We start from the raw sequence: 17531 nt of genomic DNA on the forward strand, positions 1-17531 counted from the left end.
TTTCGGAGATCGGTTTGACCAGGGCATCCACTCGGCCTGGAAGTGCTCCGGCCGAGCTCTAGGGCAGTCACACAGGTCATCCATTCGCTGCTCTGAGTCATCGACCTGATCGGACCCTCGGGCTGACGGAAGTTCGCCGACGACGGTGGCGGCGGCGCCGGATTGCCTCGGCGCTGCCGCAACCGTCGACGTATGAGAGTCGGCGAAACCTGCACGTCGCAGAACGGGCGGATTGGACCGTGCTTGATGCTCAGCTCCAGAGGGGCCGACGCGCGCTTTCCTCCCATTTGTGCGACCAGCCTTGAACACAATCGGTAGAGCACTCACCGGCGGGGTCGCGTAGACCGATCGGCCGCGCCGAACACACGTTTACGCTGGAGTCCTTCTCGCTAGGGTTTAGCCAGTGCGGTTGGCCCGTGCGCTACGGCGTCGCGACAGCTCAGGAGGGCGTCGAGGCGCCGCTGCGTGCGACCGATGTCGTCGGCAGGTGGGTGGGACGTGTTGCGTAGGTCATCGAGTCGTTGCCGACATGCGGCTATCTCGGCGTCGAGGCGGGTCGCTGCCTCATCCAAAGTGAGCAGGTCCTGATCGTCCCAATCAGATTCACCGAGCATCTCTTCGGCCGGGATCACCGTTTCCTCACTCATGCGCGCGGGAATCGGAAGAGTTCGCGGGCATTGGTCTCGACGATCTGGTGCACTTCGTCGGATGGCACGGCGTGGCACATCTCCTCGACGATCTTGCGGCTGTTCGGCCAGAACGAGTCCGAGTGCGGATAGTCGCACTCCCACATCAGGCGATCGACGCCGATCGCGTGGCGGTTGTCGATGCCGTACTGGTCGACGATGAAGCAGCCCCAGATGTTCCGCCGGAACAGTTCGGAGGGACGCACACTCTGGTTGATGTTCTGATAGAACCGATGCCGCTCCCAGATCAGGTCCGCGCGCTCCAGTAGCCACGGGATCCAGCCTGTCCCCCCTTCCGAGAGAGCGACCTTTAGATTCGGAAACGTGTGAAACACCGGAGAGAAGAGCAGATCCGAAGTCGCGGCCATCGAATTAGTCCCCATCAGATTCATCATGACGGCCATGGGTGCGTCGTCGGACGTTCGCTGCACCTGACCCGATGTCCCGAAGTGAAGATTGATCACGATGCCGCGTTCCTCCAGGACCGCAAAGAGCGGGTTCCAGTGCGTGGAGTGGAACGAGGGATAGCCCAGCTTGGCTGGATTCTCCGGAAGCGAGATCGAGCGGATGTCGTGGTCGGCGATTCGATCGAGTTCAGCGATCGACTCATCGAGGTCCCAGAATGGCAGAATCGCCATCGGGATGAATCGGTCCGGATAGGGGGTGAACCACTCCTCGATCACGAAGTCGTTCCAGGCCCTGATGCAGAGTCGGGCGAGTTCGCGATCGGCGAGGGTGCTGAAGAGGGTGCCCGCAAAACGCGGAAACGATGGGAACAGCAGAGCCGCCTGCACACCGTCGACATCCATATCGTTGACCCTCGCCGCCGGGTCGTAGCAGCCTGGCAGCATCTCGTCGAACCGGACCGGGTCGGTGCCGAGTTGATCGCGCGGCTTTCCGGCCACGGCGTTGAGTCCGAGCTCGGGATAGATCTGTCCGTCGAGCTGCCACACCTGACGGCCCTTCGAGACCTTCTGCCCGAATCCGTAGGAGTCGATCTCGTCGCCGGTCGTCTCCACGATCATCGGTCCAATGTCACGGTATTTCTGCGGCAGGCGGTCTCGCCAGACATTGGGGTGCTCGATGAGATGGTCATCGACTGAGACCAGGTGCATGTGTGATTCGAGTGGCATGAAGTCTCCTTTTGCCAAGCAGAATTGTGTGGGGGTCTGTTCGACTCGAAATATGGTGCCGATCACACATGTTAGACGTTTGTGGTCTATATCATCAAGGGCTGCTGACGCTTTCATGTTCGCAAGCACAATCGAAAAGCACGGTGTCAGCTTTCAAGACGGGCGGGTGAATGATGTCTTCGTTTGATGCTGGCGGAGTTGACCGCGCTGCGAGCAGTTGAACCTTCCTGATATCCACTGCGGGGAGTTGTCCGGTGGGTACGCTCGCGGTCGATCGGATCCGATTTGATGCTTGCGTTCATGCCCGGACATTCCGTTGAGGTCTGCTGTTGTCGCACGCGGGAATCGTTCGGCAACTACGTGTTTCACTCCAGATGCCAATTTGGTGGCGAGCACGGCATGAGCTGGCCGTGTTTTCGTGGGATATGCCGGCGACAAGTCCGGCATCCGCGGATCGCGACCAGATCATCACCGCCACGTCTGTCACACCACTGAAATGAAGCACAGTTTGCGTCAAAGGCGTTCGCGTCTGCTGGCGCTCCCCCTCCGGATCAACCGCGGCACCCTACCGAGGGTTTCGCGCGTACGGGTGCAGCCGCCACCAAGCCCGTATCACTCTCATTCAACCCGGAGCCGCCGTTGGTGGTGAACCTCGTCGGAGCTGCGGCTCGGCGTCAGCAAGCGCAAAGCCATCCCACGCGGCACCGTCGGGTCCGCCCCGCGGAGGGACCCGACGGGATGAGCGCGTTCGTCAAGGAACGACCAGTGGCGCACTACTTCGCGCGACCCAGAAGGTCGCCTCCGCGATCAGGAAGGTATGTCGTCCAACATCTTCAACGTCATGCCACTAGAAGAATCCGGCCACTCGGTGTGCTCTAGCGGTAGGCCTCGATCGAGCGCGGCCATCACGGAGAGCCCATAGATGTGCTCGGAGGAGGTGACACCTTGTTGAAGTCGAGCCAACTGGAGCCTCGCAGCTGCTCGGAGCCGACGGTTGTACTCGCTGATATCGATCGCGAAGGCGGCTGCAACGTTTTCCGGAGTGGGCCCTCCGAGCGGTTCCCAGAGAAGCGCAAAGTCGAGAATGTCGTTGTCGCGATCGCTGTGCCACATTTGAATTCGGCCTCGTTGCCTACTCTATTTTGCGGTTGTTCGTGGGATCTGTCGGACCGCTCGGTGCCCTGGTCGATCCAAATCGAACATTGAGGGTCCTAAGGAACGGGCTGAGCGCCGCTCGTTCGGCCGTAGTGCGGATATGCGCTTGCCAAGCTGCGTAGTTCTTCTCGAGTACAGTCGGATTCAGGAACTACCTGCCACAAACGGTCGATGAACCGGTGCGATGTCATTCCGAAGTGGACGAATATTTCCGCCTCGGTTGCGCCACCGTATGGTGCCCACTTGCTGGCGAACGCGATGAGGAGCTCTGCCTCAGGACTTCTGTGTTTGCGGTCGACGTCGATCGAAGCGGCACGGCGCCTCTGACGCCGTCGGCGATACTCGTGACAGTTCATGGTTTCGTACCTTGCTCAGGAATAGATGTGCCGTGTGAATTGCGCGCGCACGGTGGATTTCGTCCGCACATGGTCAGCCTCGCTCGTCTCGCGCCAGACGGGTGATCAGTGCGACGAAGGGGTACTGACCGAGGACATCTCGGCGATCCACTCGTCGCGCACGGTGCGTTTGACGACCTTTCCGGTGGCGTTCTGAGGTAGTGGTTTCAGACTGATTCGCCACCGGGTAGGTACCTCGAAATACGCGAGTTGCTCGCGTGCGAACGCGGCCAGTTCCTCCTCGGTTACGGTCGAGTCGTCACGGAGAACGACGATCGCACCGACCTCTTCCCCGAGGTTCGGGTGGGGTAGCCCGACCACGGCCACCTCCCGGACGCCGGGGTGCTCGAGCAAACGGTTCTCCACGTGGGGTGTGGCTATGTTTTCACCACCGCGGATCACGATGTCTTTGCGGCGGTCGGTGACATAGAGGAACCCATCGTTGTCGAGCCGGCCGATGTCACCGGTCCGTAGCCACCGGTCCGGTGTGATCGGATCGTCGACCGGCTCGAGTGAGCGCTCCTCCGCGGTCCAGTACTGCAACATTACCGATGGGCTGCGGACGAGGATCTCGCCTTCGCCGTTCTCGTCCGGGTTTTCGATCCGGATGGTGACGACGGGTAGTGGGCGTCCCACAGAACCGGGCCTGTTGACGAGGTCGGCGCCGATCCCGGTGGCCAGGACACCACCGCCCTCGCTGAGCCCGTAGGTGACCGCAACGCCCCGGGAGGCGTTGGGAAACCATCGCGGAACCTTGTTCCGCAGCTGGGCCCCGACCGGGGAACCGCCCAGACCGACCGTTCGCACTGATGAGGCACCTTCGTGCCCCACTGCCTCCATGTGGTCCATGACGCGGCTGACCAGCGTTGGAACCGTCGACCACACTGATACCTGTTCCTCGTCGAGCAATCGTAGAACCTTCTGCGGATCGAACCGTCCCTCTGTGAAGACGAGGGATCCGCCCGCCAGCATCGGGGTGATGATCTGCTGCAGTCCACCGACGTGGAAGAGAGGGATACTCAGCAGCGCAGTGCTCGGTGCGGGCAACTTGCTGCTGGCCCCTGGGAGGCGGCGGGTCAGCAGCGCGAGGCTCTGCAGGGTCGCCAGGACGCCTCGGTGTGAGAGGACTGCCCCCTTGGGCAGGCCCGTTGTTCCGGAGGTGAACAGGACGATCGCGGCGTCGTCCTCGGTTGCGGTAGGACGGGTGATCGCGGGGGCGGCGTCGCCTTCGAGTGTGCTTGTGATGTCGGCGAAATCGATCCGCTCCTGGGTGTCCGGCAGGAGGGGCGCCCGCACGTCGTCGGCGACGACGTAGCGGGGCGTCACCGTGCGTAGCGCATGGTCTACTTCGGTCCGGCTCCACCAGGCGTTCGCCAGCACGACCACAGCACCCGATCTGATCACCGCCCAGAACGCGACGACCCACTCGATTGAGTTCGCCCCGAACAGCATGACGCGATCCCCGGGGCGCACGCCGCGTTCATCGAGTAGCGCGGTGATCCGGTCGACGGCGACTTCGTGTTCCGCGAACGACATGCGTCGCGATCCCTGTACAAGGTAATTTCGATCGGTGAAGCGTCGCCCGTCGGCGAGTAGGTCCGCGATGTGATGCCGGCGCTTGACGAAGCTGAGGCACGGGTGGCCGAGGACCTCGATCTCCGCTACGTCGCTACCCCATGAATCGCCGGATTCGATGATGTCCGTCATAGTGCTCGATATTAGTATAGTGGGTATTTACTTTTCAAGAGTGCTGCACTGGACGCGTCAGCGGGGCAGCCCGAGAACGCGCTCGGCGAGAATGTTCCGCTGGACCTCGTCCGTCCCACCGCCGATGCGCAGACCGGGTTGTCCCAGGACGAGTTCTGACCACATGTAGGTTGCGGGCTCCCCGGTGTTCGCGACGATTCGGGGCCCCAAGGCATGCGATACCAACCGGCTCAGAGATGCCAGGTTGTTCGTCAATGCGAGCTTGCCGATGGACATCTCGGGACCCGGACGCTGCCCCGCCCGCAACCGTGCCTGACTCCGCAACCGGGTCCACTTCGCCACCGCAAGTTCGCTATGCAGGCGCATGAACTCCTGCCGCATCACCGGATCGTCAGCTCGCCCGAATCGGCGCAGAAGCGACGCGAGTCGTTCGGTACTGAAGATCCCGCTGCCGCCGGCGGCCGGACCACCCACCGCGGCGCGTTCGTTCATCAAGGTAGCGATCACGACCTCCCATCCCCGGTCGACCTCACCCAAGCGCAGCTCGTCCGGGATCCACACATCGGTAAGAAACACCTCGTTAAACGATGATCCGCCCGTCATCTGTCGGATCGGTTTTACCGCGACTCCCTCGCTGTCAATCGGCAACGCAAACGCAGTGAGGTTCGCGTGCCTCTTGTCAGGGTCGCCGGTGCGGCACACCAGCAAACCGAGAGCACTCAGATGTGCGCCCGAACTCCAGATCTTCTGCCCGTTGATGCGCCATCCCTCGCCCTCGCGGACCGCGCGGGTCGCGATTCCGGCCAGGTCTGAACCGGCCCCCGGCTCGCTGAACAGCTGGCACGCGACGATATCGCCGCGGTGCAGCGCAGTCAGGTAGCGGGACTTGGCGGTGTCGGACCCGTATGCGAGCAGCGTCGGGGCGACCATACCGATTCCGATGTCGTAGATGCGTTGCGCAGGAAACGTGTAATTGCGCTCGAGGCTCTGATACGCGCGTTCGTGGGCGGAGGTCATCCCGGCGCCGCCGTGCTGGGTCGGGCCGGTGATCCACCCGAATCCGGCGTCGAACCGCTGTTGCCGCCACGACCGTGCCGCGGACATTTCCGCGGCTTCCTCGTCGGGGGTCAGATCAGGGAACAGTGCGACGCGTTCAGGCGTGGACGCGTCAGCCTCGGTAGCCCCGTCACCCCTCCACTGATCGGCTGCCGATTCGAGGAATTGCCTTGCTGTGTCGATAAATTCGGAGGACACATCGACGAGGTTCGTCATGACGATTTGCTCGCTTTCCATAAGTTAGTAAGTGATATACCATCTTGCTGAGTGAGGAGCCCCTCGGTCAAGGTCCGCGGGGACTCGAGACGGGCAGCGCACCGCGCGCCCCTATCAGCAGAGGTGACAAATCGTGACGTCAGCACTAGACGGGATTCGGGTGGTCGACCTCACTGTGGCGCGGGCAGGCCCGGCGGCAGTCCGCCTCCTCGCCGAGTGGGGCGCCGAGGTCATCCGTATCGAGATCCCTGGAGAGACCGGCGGAATTGCGGCCGACCACAACAGCTCGGATTACATCAACCTGCACGGCAACAAGCGACTTGTGACCGTCGACCTCAAGGATGTCCGCGGACGGCACATCCTCGATCAACTGCTCGAGTCCGCTGACGTGCTGGTCGAGAACTTTCGGCCCCCGGTCAAGAACCGCCTCGGCATCGACTACCCGACTCTCGCACAGCGGTTCCCGCGTCTCGTGTACGCGAGTATCTCCGGATTCGGGCAGGACGGCCCACTCGGCGACAAAGGTGCGGTCGACCAAATCATCCAGGGGATGGCCGGGTTGATGAGCCTTACCGGGACCGCTGAGGCCCCGCCCACCCGGACGGGTATCGCGGTCGCTGACATGGCTGCGGGATACCTGCTCGCCAATGGCACGCTCTTGGCCCTGCTCGAGCGCCATGACAGCGGACGGGGGCAGTGGGTCCGGGTGTCCCTGATCGAGGCGTTGCTGTCGATGCTGGACTTCCAGGCCGCCCGGTGGACCGTCGACCAGGAAGTCCCGGAGCGGGTCGGCAACGACCACCCCACGATCGCGCCGATGGGAACGTTCGGCACCGCCGACGGATATCTCAACGTCGCAGCACCCAACGACCGCCTGTGGTCGCGACTGTGCGAGGCACTCGGCACTCCGGCGGAGTTGTCTGATCCGGCCTTCGCCACCGTCGCGAGCCGTTTCCATAACAGGGAGCGGCTGAAGCAATTATTGGAGAAGTTCTTCTCGTCGCAGACGCGTGCCGAGCTGACTTCGCGTCTTGACGAGTTCGGCGTCCCGTGCGGGCCGGTGAACACCGTTGAAGAGGCGTTCGATGATCCACAGGTACGCCACCTCGGCGTCGTGGAACAGATCGTCCATCCGGTCCGTGGCGACGTCGGCGTCCTTCGCAGCCCGATCACGATGAGCCGCACCTCTGCGGTATCGAAGCGTCCGGCCCCGGGTCCCAGCGCGGACACCGGGGAGGTTCTCCGCGAGCTCGGTTACACACCCGAGGCTATCGCTGAGCTTCGCAGCGACGGCGTCGTATAGCGCGTAGCGATCCCCCACGAATCGGGTCGTGCCGAGCGTGGGGGATCATCGCGGATCGGCTACTTGGAGGTCTTTTTCCGCTGCTTCTCTCGGACACCGCTGGTGAACAGCGTCGTCAGCCGTTCGGAGGCCTCTGGCAGGTCGAGCTTGCGGTAGCGCAATATCAGGTCTAGTCCGATCGCCCATTGCGATCCGAGGATCGCCCGCCTGACCAGGTCCGGTTCCAGGCCGCGGTCCGCCCACCCCATCCGATCCGCGAGGAGCACACCGATCCGGTCCAGAATCGGCTTCAACGATTCCTGATAGAGCCGTCGACCACTGCCCAGTTCGGAGTACAGGGCGACAGCCTGGATCGCCGCTGACTCCGTGTAGAAGCGCAGGCACCGCTCGTTCACGGCGTTCATGAACTCGATTCGGTCGTCGTACCGGTCGTAGAAGACCTGGATGTCGTAGGCAAGAGCGGCGAGACCGCTGCGGAGCGGCTCGACGATCGCAACCTCGTACATTTCCTCTTTGGAGGCGAGATGACGGTACAAGAACGCCTCGGTCACGCCTGCACGCTCGGCGATCTCCTTTGTCCGCGCGCCGCTGTAGCCCTGTTCGATGAACACCTCGCTGGCCGCGGCGATGATCTTCTTGCGCCGTTCGGCTGCCGATAGGCGCACCTGTTTGGGGCGCTCGACCGCTGTTCTCGAGTCAGCAGACGCGTCCTCGTCCGCGTGGGAATCCTTCGCTGTTCTGCCGGTCTGTCGTGCCATTTCTCACCGTCCCTGGAACTGTGGGCTGCGCTTGTCGAGGAAGGCTCGGCGGCCCTCCGCGAAATCCTCTGACTGTCGGCATTGTGCAGCGAGTGCTGCGAGGGCTTCCGCATCGCGGTCGCCGGCGCATTTGCGACTTTCACCCAGGGCGCGCTTTGTCGCGACGATCGCGAGCGGCGCGTTCCGGGCGATCGAACCGGCGACATCCTGCACGGTGGTCAGCAGTTCGCCGGGCGCCACGACTGCATTCACCAGCCCGGCCGCATATGCCTGCTCGCCGGACCACTTGCGCGCCGTGAAGAGCAGTTCAGCCGCGCGCGGGTATCCCACGGCGGCGACGAGTGGATCGACGTCGACATAGGCCATTCCCAGCCGCGCAGCGGGGACCCCCACTAGCGCGTCCCGCGTCGAGTACCGCAGGTCAGTCGCCAATGCCAATGCTAATCCGCCTCCGAGGCATGCTCCCTCGATCATGGCGATCGACGGGACGGGGAGCGTCCGAACTCGCGCGAGCATGGCTTCGTAGTGCGTATCCAGCGACGATGCGTCCCCTGATTGCGGAGTGTCCGCGACGGCGCTGAGGTCTGCCCCCGCGCAGAAAGCACGACCGCCAGCGCCTCGAAACACAATTACACGGGCTCCGGCGCTGCCGATCAGGTCGTCGAGGACCTGCGGGATCGCCCGCATCATCTCGGGTGTGAGTGCGTTGCGTCGTTCGGGAGTGTTCAGCACAACCCAGCCGACGCGTTCGGTCACCTCGACGAGGATCTGATCGGTCGGTGAATTGACCGTCACTACTGCACCACCTTCTGGTTTCCCGCCTGGAAGATTGTATATCGATTACTTCGATGACACGAACGGCTGTTCTGCGGGTCGATCACGACATCCAAGCATGGGCCGATGTTTTTCGCGTGCATCGCGGCGGCCTGCGCCTACCGCGGTCGTCTCCCCACACCGACCGCGAACATCGTGGTCACCTGTTCCGCCACGACAGGCACGTCCACCGGCTTGTCCTCGAGCAGGTGTTCAAGCGCGATGGTGAGATGAATGCCGATCATTGCATCGACGAAGAGATCGAGCTCGATTGCCTTCGTTGGATAGCCGGTGATGTCGGGGATGACAAGCGCGAGCACGTCGCGCAGTCGGGGGAACAGGTAGTCGGCGTAGAACTGGTTTTTTCCGGTTCCTCCCGATAGCAGCGCCGCGGCCACGAGGGGGGCGATCTCGACCATGCAGCCGAGGAGGAGTTCGTGTGTACGCCGCACCACTTCGACCCGATCGACGTCGTTGCGGGCGGCCAGCTCGCGGGTGTCGTTACTGAGAACGGTGATCATTCGATCGAGAGGTTCGTCGATCGCGAGCTGGAAAAGCTCGTCCTTCGAATGGAAGTGGCGGTACAGATACGCCTCGGTGATGCCGGCGCGGTCCGCGATGTCGCGCGACCGTGCACCGTTGACGCCTTCTTCGACGAAGACTTCGCGGGCCATGGCGATGATCTGGGTCCGGCGTTCAGCGGCGGTGAGACGCTTGCGCGCTTCCGGCCGATCGCCCGGCGCAATTGATCGGGTCATCCCCCGAACTCTAGCAGTGCCTCCCGCTGAAGCTTCGGAAATATGCACGATTGTAGTAAATGACACACCATAAAGCTGGCTAATCCCAGGCAGACCGCGTATTTAGGGCTCAGTCACATCAACTTTGATAGTAAGTACTTGACAATATTACGAGGTGGAGGCATGCTCGAATCCGAGACCGGCTCCCATCCGGGACGTTGAGGCCCAGCATGGGCACTCCGACGCCGGTCGCCCTGCGCGCGATCTCGACACGGCCCGACCGTTCGACGCGACGCCGACACGCATGACTCCCCGACCGAGCACACCGAATGGAGCTCCAGATGTCGCAATCCGTGGTCGACCACGTCACCGGTAGTGGCGAGGACAAGTACGCCAAAATCACCGACCGAGCGCTCGACGACCTACGCAGCCTGATCGGGGTTCCGATCACCGACACCGTCGAACCGTGGTGCTACGAGGCCACCCGGGACAACATCCGCCACTACGCCCACGGCATCGGCGATGACAACCCCCTGTGGTCGGATCCCGATTACGCTGCCACGACACACCATGGCACTCTCGTCGCGCCACCCAGCTTCGCGTTCGCCCTGAGCCGGATCCTGTCCGGGTACGTCGGCGGACTGCCCGGCGTGCACGCTATGTGGGCCGGCGCGGACCTCACCTGGCACCGGCCGATCCTGCGCGACACCCGTATCCGTACGTCGGCGTACCTGAAGGACCTCGTCGAGCACGACACACGCTTCGCGGGCCGGGCCTTTCAGCAGATCTACCACGTCGAGATCACGTCCGAGGGAGGCGAGCCGCTGGTCTCCGGCGACTCCTGGTGCTTCCGCACCGAACGTGACGCAGCGCGCGAGCGGGGTTCGAAGTACAGCGAGCAGAAGGCTCTCGGGAAGACTCGTTACACCCAGGACGATCTCGACCGCATTTACGCGCTGTACGAGCAGGAGTCGATCCAGGGCGCGACGCCGCGATACTTCGAGGACGTGGAAGTCGGGCAAGAGCTTGCCCCGATGGGCAAGGGCCCGATGACGGTGACGGGCTTCATCGCGTTCGCACAGGGGTGGGGTGGTCTTTACATCCGCGCCAACAAGATCGCGTATCAGCAGATCAAGAAACACCCCGGTCTCGGCATCCCCAACGCGCTCGGCATCCCCGACGTCCCCGAGCGCGTGCATTGGGAGGAGGAGCTCGCCGCCGATGTCGGCACACCCGGTGCCTACGACTACGGCCCGGAGCGTTGCTCCTGGCTGACCCACCAGCTCACGAACTGGATGGGCGACACCGGTTTTCTCGCACGGCACACGGCGCAGATCCGTCACCACAACATCGTTGGTGACGCGGTGACCATTACCGGTCGAGTAACCGACAAGAGCATTGACGAGCAGGGGCGCTCATGCGTCACGATCGAACAGCAAGCGCATAACCAGCACGGCAACGTGTCCGCCATCGGAACCGGAGTCGTCGTGCTTCCCAATCGCACCGTCTGAGGATCGCACGATCGCATACGGCGGATCCGCCCCCGTGTCCGCATGGGGGCGGATCCGCCGTATGCCCGCGTCAATTTCCAGCGCTCGCCCGATGTAGATCCGATCGAACGAGACACTGGTACAACTTCGGACCTACTCATGAAGTCAAACGGTCGATCAGGAAGTGGCGATACTCTTCCCGGACAACTGGTCTCGCACCAACCCGGTCGATCGCGCGTAGGTGCGCTCCCGCATGGCACTGACACCGGATTCTTCAGGCAGCCGGCGCCCCGGCCGCTTCACCTGGCCGTCGCTCATCGTGTGACATCGGGCCCTGGACGGACACGCGCCCGCCCCGACCCGTCATCACAGGAACCATTCGGTCCCCACCTATGCAGGTCGGGGCGGGCATCAGCCGTGTCATCCGCCCGTCAGGTCGGCATGCCGCACGACCGCGGGCCGGGCCACAGCTCGGCCATGAACTGTGCGATCGCCGCATTTACTTCGGAAGCGTGGGTGCGGTGTGGGTCATGGCCTGCACCTGCGACGTCGCACAGACGCGCCCGCGTCATTCGGGTCGCGATGTAGGCGCCACCGTCGAGGTAAACCTGTCGGTCCTCTACGCCGCGTACGACAAGTGTCGGCAGGTCAGACCCGGACAAGCGCTCGGCCACAATGAAATCCGTCATCCGGACGACCTGCGCCGTTTCGGCAGGCAACGACAACGCGGATGTCATACGATCAATCATCTGATTCCAGCGCGTGATCCCTGTGGGGCTACGGAAACCGGGACCGGTACTGATCAGCACGACTCCAACGACGGGTGCGGTCGTTGTCAAGGAGCATCGGAGTGCGACGTAGCCCCCCACCGAGTGTCCTACCAACACAACCGGCCGACTCGCCTGAGCTACCAGAGCCTCGAGTTCGGCGGTCGTCCTGCCGATATCGGCGTCGGTTTCGACCGAACCGTGGCGGTCGCCGTGTCCGGGGAGGTCCCAGGTGCGGACATCAATCCGAGGTGTGAACGCGCGCACCTGGGCCTCCCACACAGCCCGCGAATCGCCGTAGCCGTGTGTGAGGATCATGGTCAGGCGTGGGCTCACCCCCGGTTCGGCGTCCATGTTCAACGGAATCGGAGTACCCCGTGGCTCAGGGCTGTCACGTCCCGTTCCTTTACGTCGACACGAACGAGTATCCGGTCCGATCCGGACTTCCAGGCCGAGACCACGAGGGTCTCGCCCGGGTACACCGAGCCGGCGAATCGTCCCGACCACCCACGTACCGCCGTCGGATCTCCGTCGAGGAGATGGTCGACGACGGCCTTGCAAACGATGCCGTACGTGCACAGGCCATGCAGAATCGGACGGTCGAATCCGGCGCGGGCGGCGAACTTCGGATCGATATGCAGCGGATTGCGGTCGCCGGAGAGCCGGTAGATCGCGGCCTGCTGAGGCAGCGTCGGCACTTCCACACGCAGGTCGGGTTCGCCGTTCACTTCCCACGGTGCTGGCTGCGGGCCCGGATCTCCACCGAAACCGCCCTCACCACGGATGAAAAGGCTGAAGCGGTTTGTGCACAGCTCGGTCCCGTCGATCGTGCGGGTGTCTGCACGAAGGACCAGCAGCGCGGCCTTTCCCTTGTCATAGACTGCCTCGACCGCCGGGGTCGTCACGATGTCCGCCTCGGGAGGCAGCGGGTTATGGACCACGAGTTCCTGCTCGCCGTGCAGCATGGTCGACAGGTGGTAGTCCAGACCCGGGCCTTGCATGGCCGGTCGGACGGCCTCGAAGCCGGGGATGACACTGAACGTCGGCAGCACCTTGAGCACCCGTTCATTGACGTATCCGAGTTCGTCGGCATGAACCGGATTAGCTCCGGCTCCTAGACCGAGATGATAGAGCAACACCCGGTCGGCGTCCCAGCTGTCGTGATGATCCTTCTGCGGCGTGGACACGGCGAGATCGGGATCGAGAGGCATGTATCACTCCTTGTGAGTCGGGGGGCATTACGTCTGCGCCACGGGTCGGGTACGAAGTCAGGGGCCGGACTACGCGTGTTGCCGGAATCGGTGGCCGGGGAATAGCTGTGCGGCGATGGCGTTACGCAACACCGGCGGCGATCCACCGGCGACCATCGCAGCGATCGCGTCGCGGTGCAGACGTTGTATCGGGAAGTCCAGCGTCGCACCGTCGCCGCCGTGGAGGAGAACCCCTTGCTGTGTCAGGTTCGGGAGCATTGTCGCGCCGGACAGCTTGGAAACCGTGGAGTCGAGCGGTCGCGGGAATCGCGAATCGATCGCGGTGACCGCGGCCTTGTAGGTGAGCAGCCGGTGCGCCTCAATCGCGACGTGCATGTCAACGAGTGAGTGGTATGTGGCCTGGAACTCGATGATGGGACGTCCGAAAGACTTACGTTCCTCGCAGTACCGGACTGTCTCCTCGTATGCGGCCTCCGCAAAGGCGAGGCTGTAGATCGAATTATGCAACCGCTCCATGTTGAAAGCGGTCATCAGGTCGGAGAATCCTCCTGCGCCACGGATGAGATTGATCCTGGGCACGCGGCATTCGTGCATGTGGACCTCGCCGTGAGGCAGCCCCCGCGATCCTACGAACTGCGCACCGGGCTCCAGATCAAGCCCGGGGGTCCCCTTCTCCACGAGGATGCACCCCACCCCTTTCGCGCCGGGGATGTCGTCGAAACGGGCAAATACGGCGTAGATCTCGTTCTCGGGAGACCCGGTAATGAACCGCTTCGAACCGGTAACGATGTAGTCGTCACCGTCGAGCACCGCAGTTGTCTCGAGGTCCGTCAAATCAGACCCGTGATCGGGTTCGGTCAATGCGATCGCACAGCCCTTCAACCCGTTGACGATGTCGGGGAGAAATTTACGCCGGGTCTCCTCCTGTTCGGCGAGCAGAACCATGGAGGGTCCCGGACCTGTAGTGCAGAACGGGGGTTCCCCGAGAATCCAACTCTGCGACGAGCGGAACAGTTCCTCGACCACGATGACGTAATCCAGGGCTGTGCCACCCTTGCCGCCGTATTCGGTGGGGATGGTCAGCCCGAGCAGTCCTGCCTCGCGCATCGACTCGGTGACCTCACGGTAGGGGCTGGCATCGTCGCGATCCCAACTCGTGTGCCGTCCGCGCCAGGCCATTCCCGCCTTGTGGGCGCGCTCCTTGAGTTCAAGCTGCTCGGGCGTGAAGTCGAAGTCCATTGTGCCTCCGATTGACCGGATAATATTAGTAGGTACTATACATAGTTAGCAGAAGCTGTCCAGCACGACGCAACCACCATCGCTGAGGTGCACTCCATTCGGATTGCACTCACCGAATCAAACGACGAGGACACGCGATGGTCAACGACGTGGTGAGCGCCTACTTCACAAGGGCGGAATCCGGCATGGGTAGGAAGGAGGGTGCGATGAGCACAACGCCAAAGAGTTTCTACGAGATCGCACAGCGATACCCGGACCGACTGGCCGTCGTCGACGCCGACGGAACCGACCATGGCACGTACGGAGACCTGCTCGCACGAGTGAACGCCATCTCCAACGCGCTCCGTCGCGACGGCCTTGATGCCGGGGACGTTGTCGCGTTGCTGACACACAATGCGCCCGCGTTCTGGGAGATGGAACTCGCCACCGGACAGGTCGGCATGTACATCGTCCCGATCAACACCCATCTGACGCCAGATGAAATCGCATACATACTGCGAGACAGTGGATCCTCGACCTTGGTGGCACACAGTGATCTCGCCGAACACCTCACGTCGATCCAAGTCGACCTACCAGAGAATCGGTACGCAATCGGCGGCCCGGTCGAGGGATGGCGTCCATACGAAGACCTGTGTGCAGGCGAAACCGACATCCCAACCGACCGAAGATACGGCCCTGTCATGGGATACACATCCGGGACCACTGGCCGACCCCGCGGTGTCCGCCGGCATGTTGCCGGGATCGACCCCGAGCGGCATGCACAGGGTCTGGTCCGCTCGATCCGGTGGGGGCTGGGCGGGCCCGGCGGCGTGCACCTGGTGTGCTCACCGCTGTACCATTCCGCACCCGGGATATTTTCCACCGCGGCGCTACATGACGGGCAGACAATCGTATGCCGACGGCGGTTCGACCCCGAGGTCACCCTCCGCGACATCGAGCACTTCCAGGTCACCAACAGCCACATGGTCCCGACGCACTTCCGCCGCCTACTCCAGCTACCAACCGAGATCCGACGCACGTTCGATCCAACAAGTCTGCGGGCCCTCGTACACGCCGGTGCACCGTGCCCCGCCGAAACCAAACGGGACATCCTCGCCTGGGTCGGCCCGATCGTCTGGGAGTACTACGGCGCAACCGACGGCGGCCTGGTGAGCATCGTGGGCCCTGAAGAATGGCTCGCCCGACCCGGCACCGTCGGCCGCCCCGCCCCCGGAGTGTCCGTGGCGGTCATCGATGAAGTCGGGGCCGCCCAGCCACCCAACACACCCGGACCGGTGTATCTGCGGGGATCATTCGAGTTCGAATATCACCGCGACCCCGACAAAACGGCCGCCAGCCGCCGAGGACCATGGACGACCGCTGGAGACATCGGCTACCTAGATGACGACGGCTACCTGTTCCTGCTGGATCGACGTGACGACCTAATTATCTCCGGCGGCGTCAACATCTACCCCCGCGAAATCGAGGAGCGTCTCCTGACGCACCCGGACGTTACCGACGTCGCCGTTATCGGGGTACCCGACCCCGAATGGGGCCAGAGTATAGTCGCGTTCGTCCAACCGTCGGCCGATATCATGGGCGACGACAAACTGGCCGCGGAGCTCCTCGCCCACTGTCGCCAGGGACTCGCCGCCTACAAGCTCCCCCGCCACTTCAAGTTCCGCACGAGCCTACCCCGTACCGAAACCGGAAAGTTGCAACGCCGATTGCTTCGGTCAGACGACGCGCCACAATCGGATCCAGCGCTCGCACACAATCCGAAAGCACGCAGCACAGCCATATCCTCCGCCACCACCTGTTTCAAACAACGGTCCACATGAAGCAAACCTCAACATGCTACGCCGCGCTACACAAACAAACGGAAGTGAAAATGCGAGATTCCCCGGCGTCGCAATTCCCGAGAATTATTGCGGCCGTGCAGAGGTGATGGTTATGTATGAATCGTCGCGACTGTCTCGCGGGCCGGACCACAGCTGCCAATTGTTGCGACTCCTGTCAAGGTTCGGCTGTTGCGACGAACACCGCACAGCGAGCATGAGAAAGCGACCACGCAATCACTGCCAGGAACAGCGGTGCGGTGCGCCCTAGGTTTCCCTTCCGGGGTGCACTCCCCGGTTGGGTGCAGAACCGCCGGCCGGCGGGCATCATGGCGGCCCGGCCGGCGGCTCAAGCACCAGCCAGATACCGATCATCATTGCGCTCCAAGAAACTTTTCTCGCGCATATTAATTCTGCACCGCTCGTCACTAGGTGCAGGTTGTCCGTTTTGCGCCCCCGTCTGCTGAAGATCATCGTTGGGGCTGCGCTTTGCTTCGTCAGGACCGCGAGCGCCTTTGCGAGAGTTAATCACGTGAGTATCGAACGAGTGTCACTGGAGCTTCCGGCCAACACGGCTCCCGAAGAAGCCGAGAAGAAGGCCATCGCCCAGTTACGGAAGCACCGCATCCGCGAATGGTCTGCCCTCTCCCTGCAGACGATACTGACCACCGACACGCCCGGAATCAGTCGCTACTCGTTCACGTACTGGGTCGAGGACGAAGCCTTGGAATGATCAAATGCAAGGACTACCGGGGCTGCGCCCCAGCCCGACAAGGCATGCCGTGGTCGACTCTGGTTTCGGCGCAGGCTTACGCAGGGACTCGCGGTCAGAATGGCCGACCGCCACCACCCGCTACGCCTATGTATGTTGACCATGACGCGAAATGAGTTTCGGCAGGTCAGGTGCGCTGTCTTTGCGCTGTGGAGCGAGCACGTTCCACGCTATGCGTTCGAAGCCGACCCGAGAACAACGAACTTGACTCAAAATACCGGCTCTGCCGGTCCTAGACATCTAGACAATCAACCAAGGATCAACTGCGCCAGTGCC

The 17531-nt window shown here is 62.9% G+C and carries 14 protein-coding genes; 4 read left to right on the plus strand and 10 right to left on the minus strand.

Annotation, left to right across the window (positions count from 1 at the left end):
• Positions 1 to 389 precede the first annotated feature (389 nt).
• From RJ1_RS18285 to RJ1_RS18310, 4 genes are all read right to left on the minus strand, one after another.
• Positions 390 to 647 carry a hypothetical protein gene (locus RJ1_RS18285; protein WP_073362266.1) on the minus strand — a complete coding sequence of 86 codons (258 nt, stop codon included), beginning with the start codon at positions 645 to 647 and terminating at the stop codon, positions 390 to 392.
• Positions 644 to 1819: an amidohydrolase family protein gene (locus RJ1_RS18290; protein WP_073362267.1), complete on the minus strand. Its 1176-nt coding sequence runs from the start codon at positions 1817 to 1819 to the stop codon at positions 644 to 646. The genes RJ1_RS18285 and RJ1_RS18290 overlap by 4 nt, the downstream gene beginning before the upstream one ends.
• A 1616-nt stretch (positions 1820 to 3435) precedes the next feature.
• Entirely contained in the window at positions 3436 to 5076 is a 1641-nt protein-coding gene (locus RJ1_RS18305; protein WP_073362272.1) for a class I adenylate-forming enzyme family protein, read from the minus strand.
• Between the two features lie 57 nt (positions 5077 to 5133).
• On the minus strand, positions 5134 to 6348 hold the full coding sequence (locus RJ1_RS18310) for an acyl-CoA dehydrogenase family protein (RefSeq protein WP_073362274.1): 1215 nt from the start codon (positions 6346 to 6348) through the stop codon (positions 5134 to 5136).
• Positions 6349 to 6481: 133 nt separating this feature from the next.
• Between RJ1_RS18310 and RJ1_RS18315 the strand changes: the two genes are divergently transcribed.
• The gene (locus RJ1_RS18315; protein WP_205415322.1) at positions 6482 to 7651 is read left to right on the plus strand and encodes a CaiB/BaiF CoA transferase family protein; all 1170 of its coding nucleotides are present in this window, start codon (positions 6482 to 6484) and stop codon (positions 7649 to 7651) included.
• Positions 7652 to 7710: 59 nt separating this feature from the next.
• Here the strand turns inward: RJ1_RS18315 and RJ1_RS18320 are convergent, their stop codons facing one another.
• The 3 genes from RJ1_RS18320 to RJ1_RS18330 form a co-directional block, all read right to left on the minus strand.
• On the minus strand, positions 7711 to 8409 hold the full coding sequence (locus tag RJ1_RS18320) for a TetR/AcrR family transcriptional regulator (protein ID WP_073362277.1): 699 nt from the start codon (positions 8407 to 8409) through the stop codon (positions 7711 to 7713).
• 3 nt (positions 8410 to 8412) lie between these two features.
• Entirely contained in the window at positions 8413 to 9204 is a 792-nt protein-coding gene (locus RJ1_RS18325; protein ID WP_073362279.1) for an enoyl-CoA hydratase-related protein, read from the minus strand.
• 137 nt (positions 9205 to 9341) lie between these two features.
• Entirely contained in the window at positions 9342 to 9980 is a 639-nt protein-coding gene (locus tag RJ1_RS18330; protein ID WP_073362281.1) for a TetR/AcrR family transcriptional regulator, read from the minus strand.
• A gap of 320 nt (positions 9981 to 10300) precedes the next feature.
• Here RJ1_RS18330 and RJ1_RS18335 point away from each other — a divergent pair, with 320 nt between their 5' ends.
• Positions 10301 to 11470 (plus strand): MaoC family dehydratase, encoded by a 1170-nt coding sequence (locus tag RJ1_RS18335; RefSeq protein ID WP_073362380.1) that lies wholly within the window; start codon positions 10301 to 10303, stop codon positions 11468 to 11470.
• Between the two features lie 410 nt (positions 11471 to 11880).
• On the opposite strand, the gene RJ1_RS18340 is transcribed toward RJ1_RS18335, so the two are convergent.
• From RJ1_RS18340 to RJ1_RS18350, 3 genes are all read right to left on the minus strand, one after another.
• Complete coding sequence (locus tag RJ1_RS18340) at positions 11881 to 12570, minus strand: alpha/beta fold hydrolase (protein ID WP_073362284.1); 690 nt, start codon at positions 12568 to 12570, stop codon at positions 11881 to 11883.
• 2 nt (positions 12571 to 12572) lie between these two features.
• Entirely contained in the window at positions 12573 to 13427 is an 855-nt protein-coding gene (locus RJ1_RS18345) for a MaoC/PaaZ C-terminal domain-containing protein (RefSeq protein ID WP_073362286.1), read from the minus strand.
• 69 nt (positions 13428 to 13496) lie between these two features.
• Positions 13497 to 14666 (minus strand): acyl-CoA dehydrogenase family protein, encoded by a 1170-nt coding sequence (locus RJ1_RS18350; RefSeq protein ID WP_073362288.1) that lies wholly within the window; start codon positions 14664 to 14666, stop codon positions 13497 to 13499.
• Positions 14667 to 14872: 206 nt separating this feature from the next.
• On the opposite strand from RJ1_RS18350, the gene RJ1_RS18355 reads away from it, so the two are divergent.
• Entirely contained in the window at positions 14873 to 16486 is a 1614-nt protein-coding gene (locus tag RJ1_RS18355) for an AMP-binding protein (RefSeq protein WP_083400322.1), read from the plus strand.
• 529 nt (positions 16487 to 17015) lie between these two features.
• Positions 17016 to 17216: a hypothetical protein gene (locus RJ1_RS18360; RefSeq protein ID WP_073362292.1), complete on the plus strand. Its 201-nt coding sequence runs from the start codon at positions 17016 to 17018 to the stop codon at positions 17214 to 17216.
• Positions 17217 to 17531: the final 315 nt, after the last annotated feature.

The sequence above is a fragment of the Rhodococcus jostii NBRC 16295 genome (assembly GCF_001894825.1).
GTDB classification, from domain to species: Bacteria; Actinomycetota; Actinomycetes; order Mycobacteriales; family Mycobacteriaceae; genus Rhodococcus_F; species Rhodococcus_F jostii.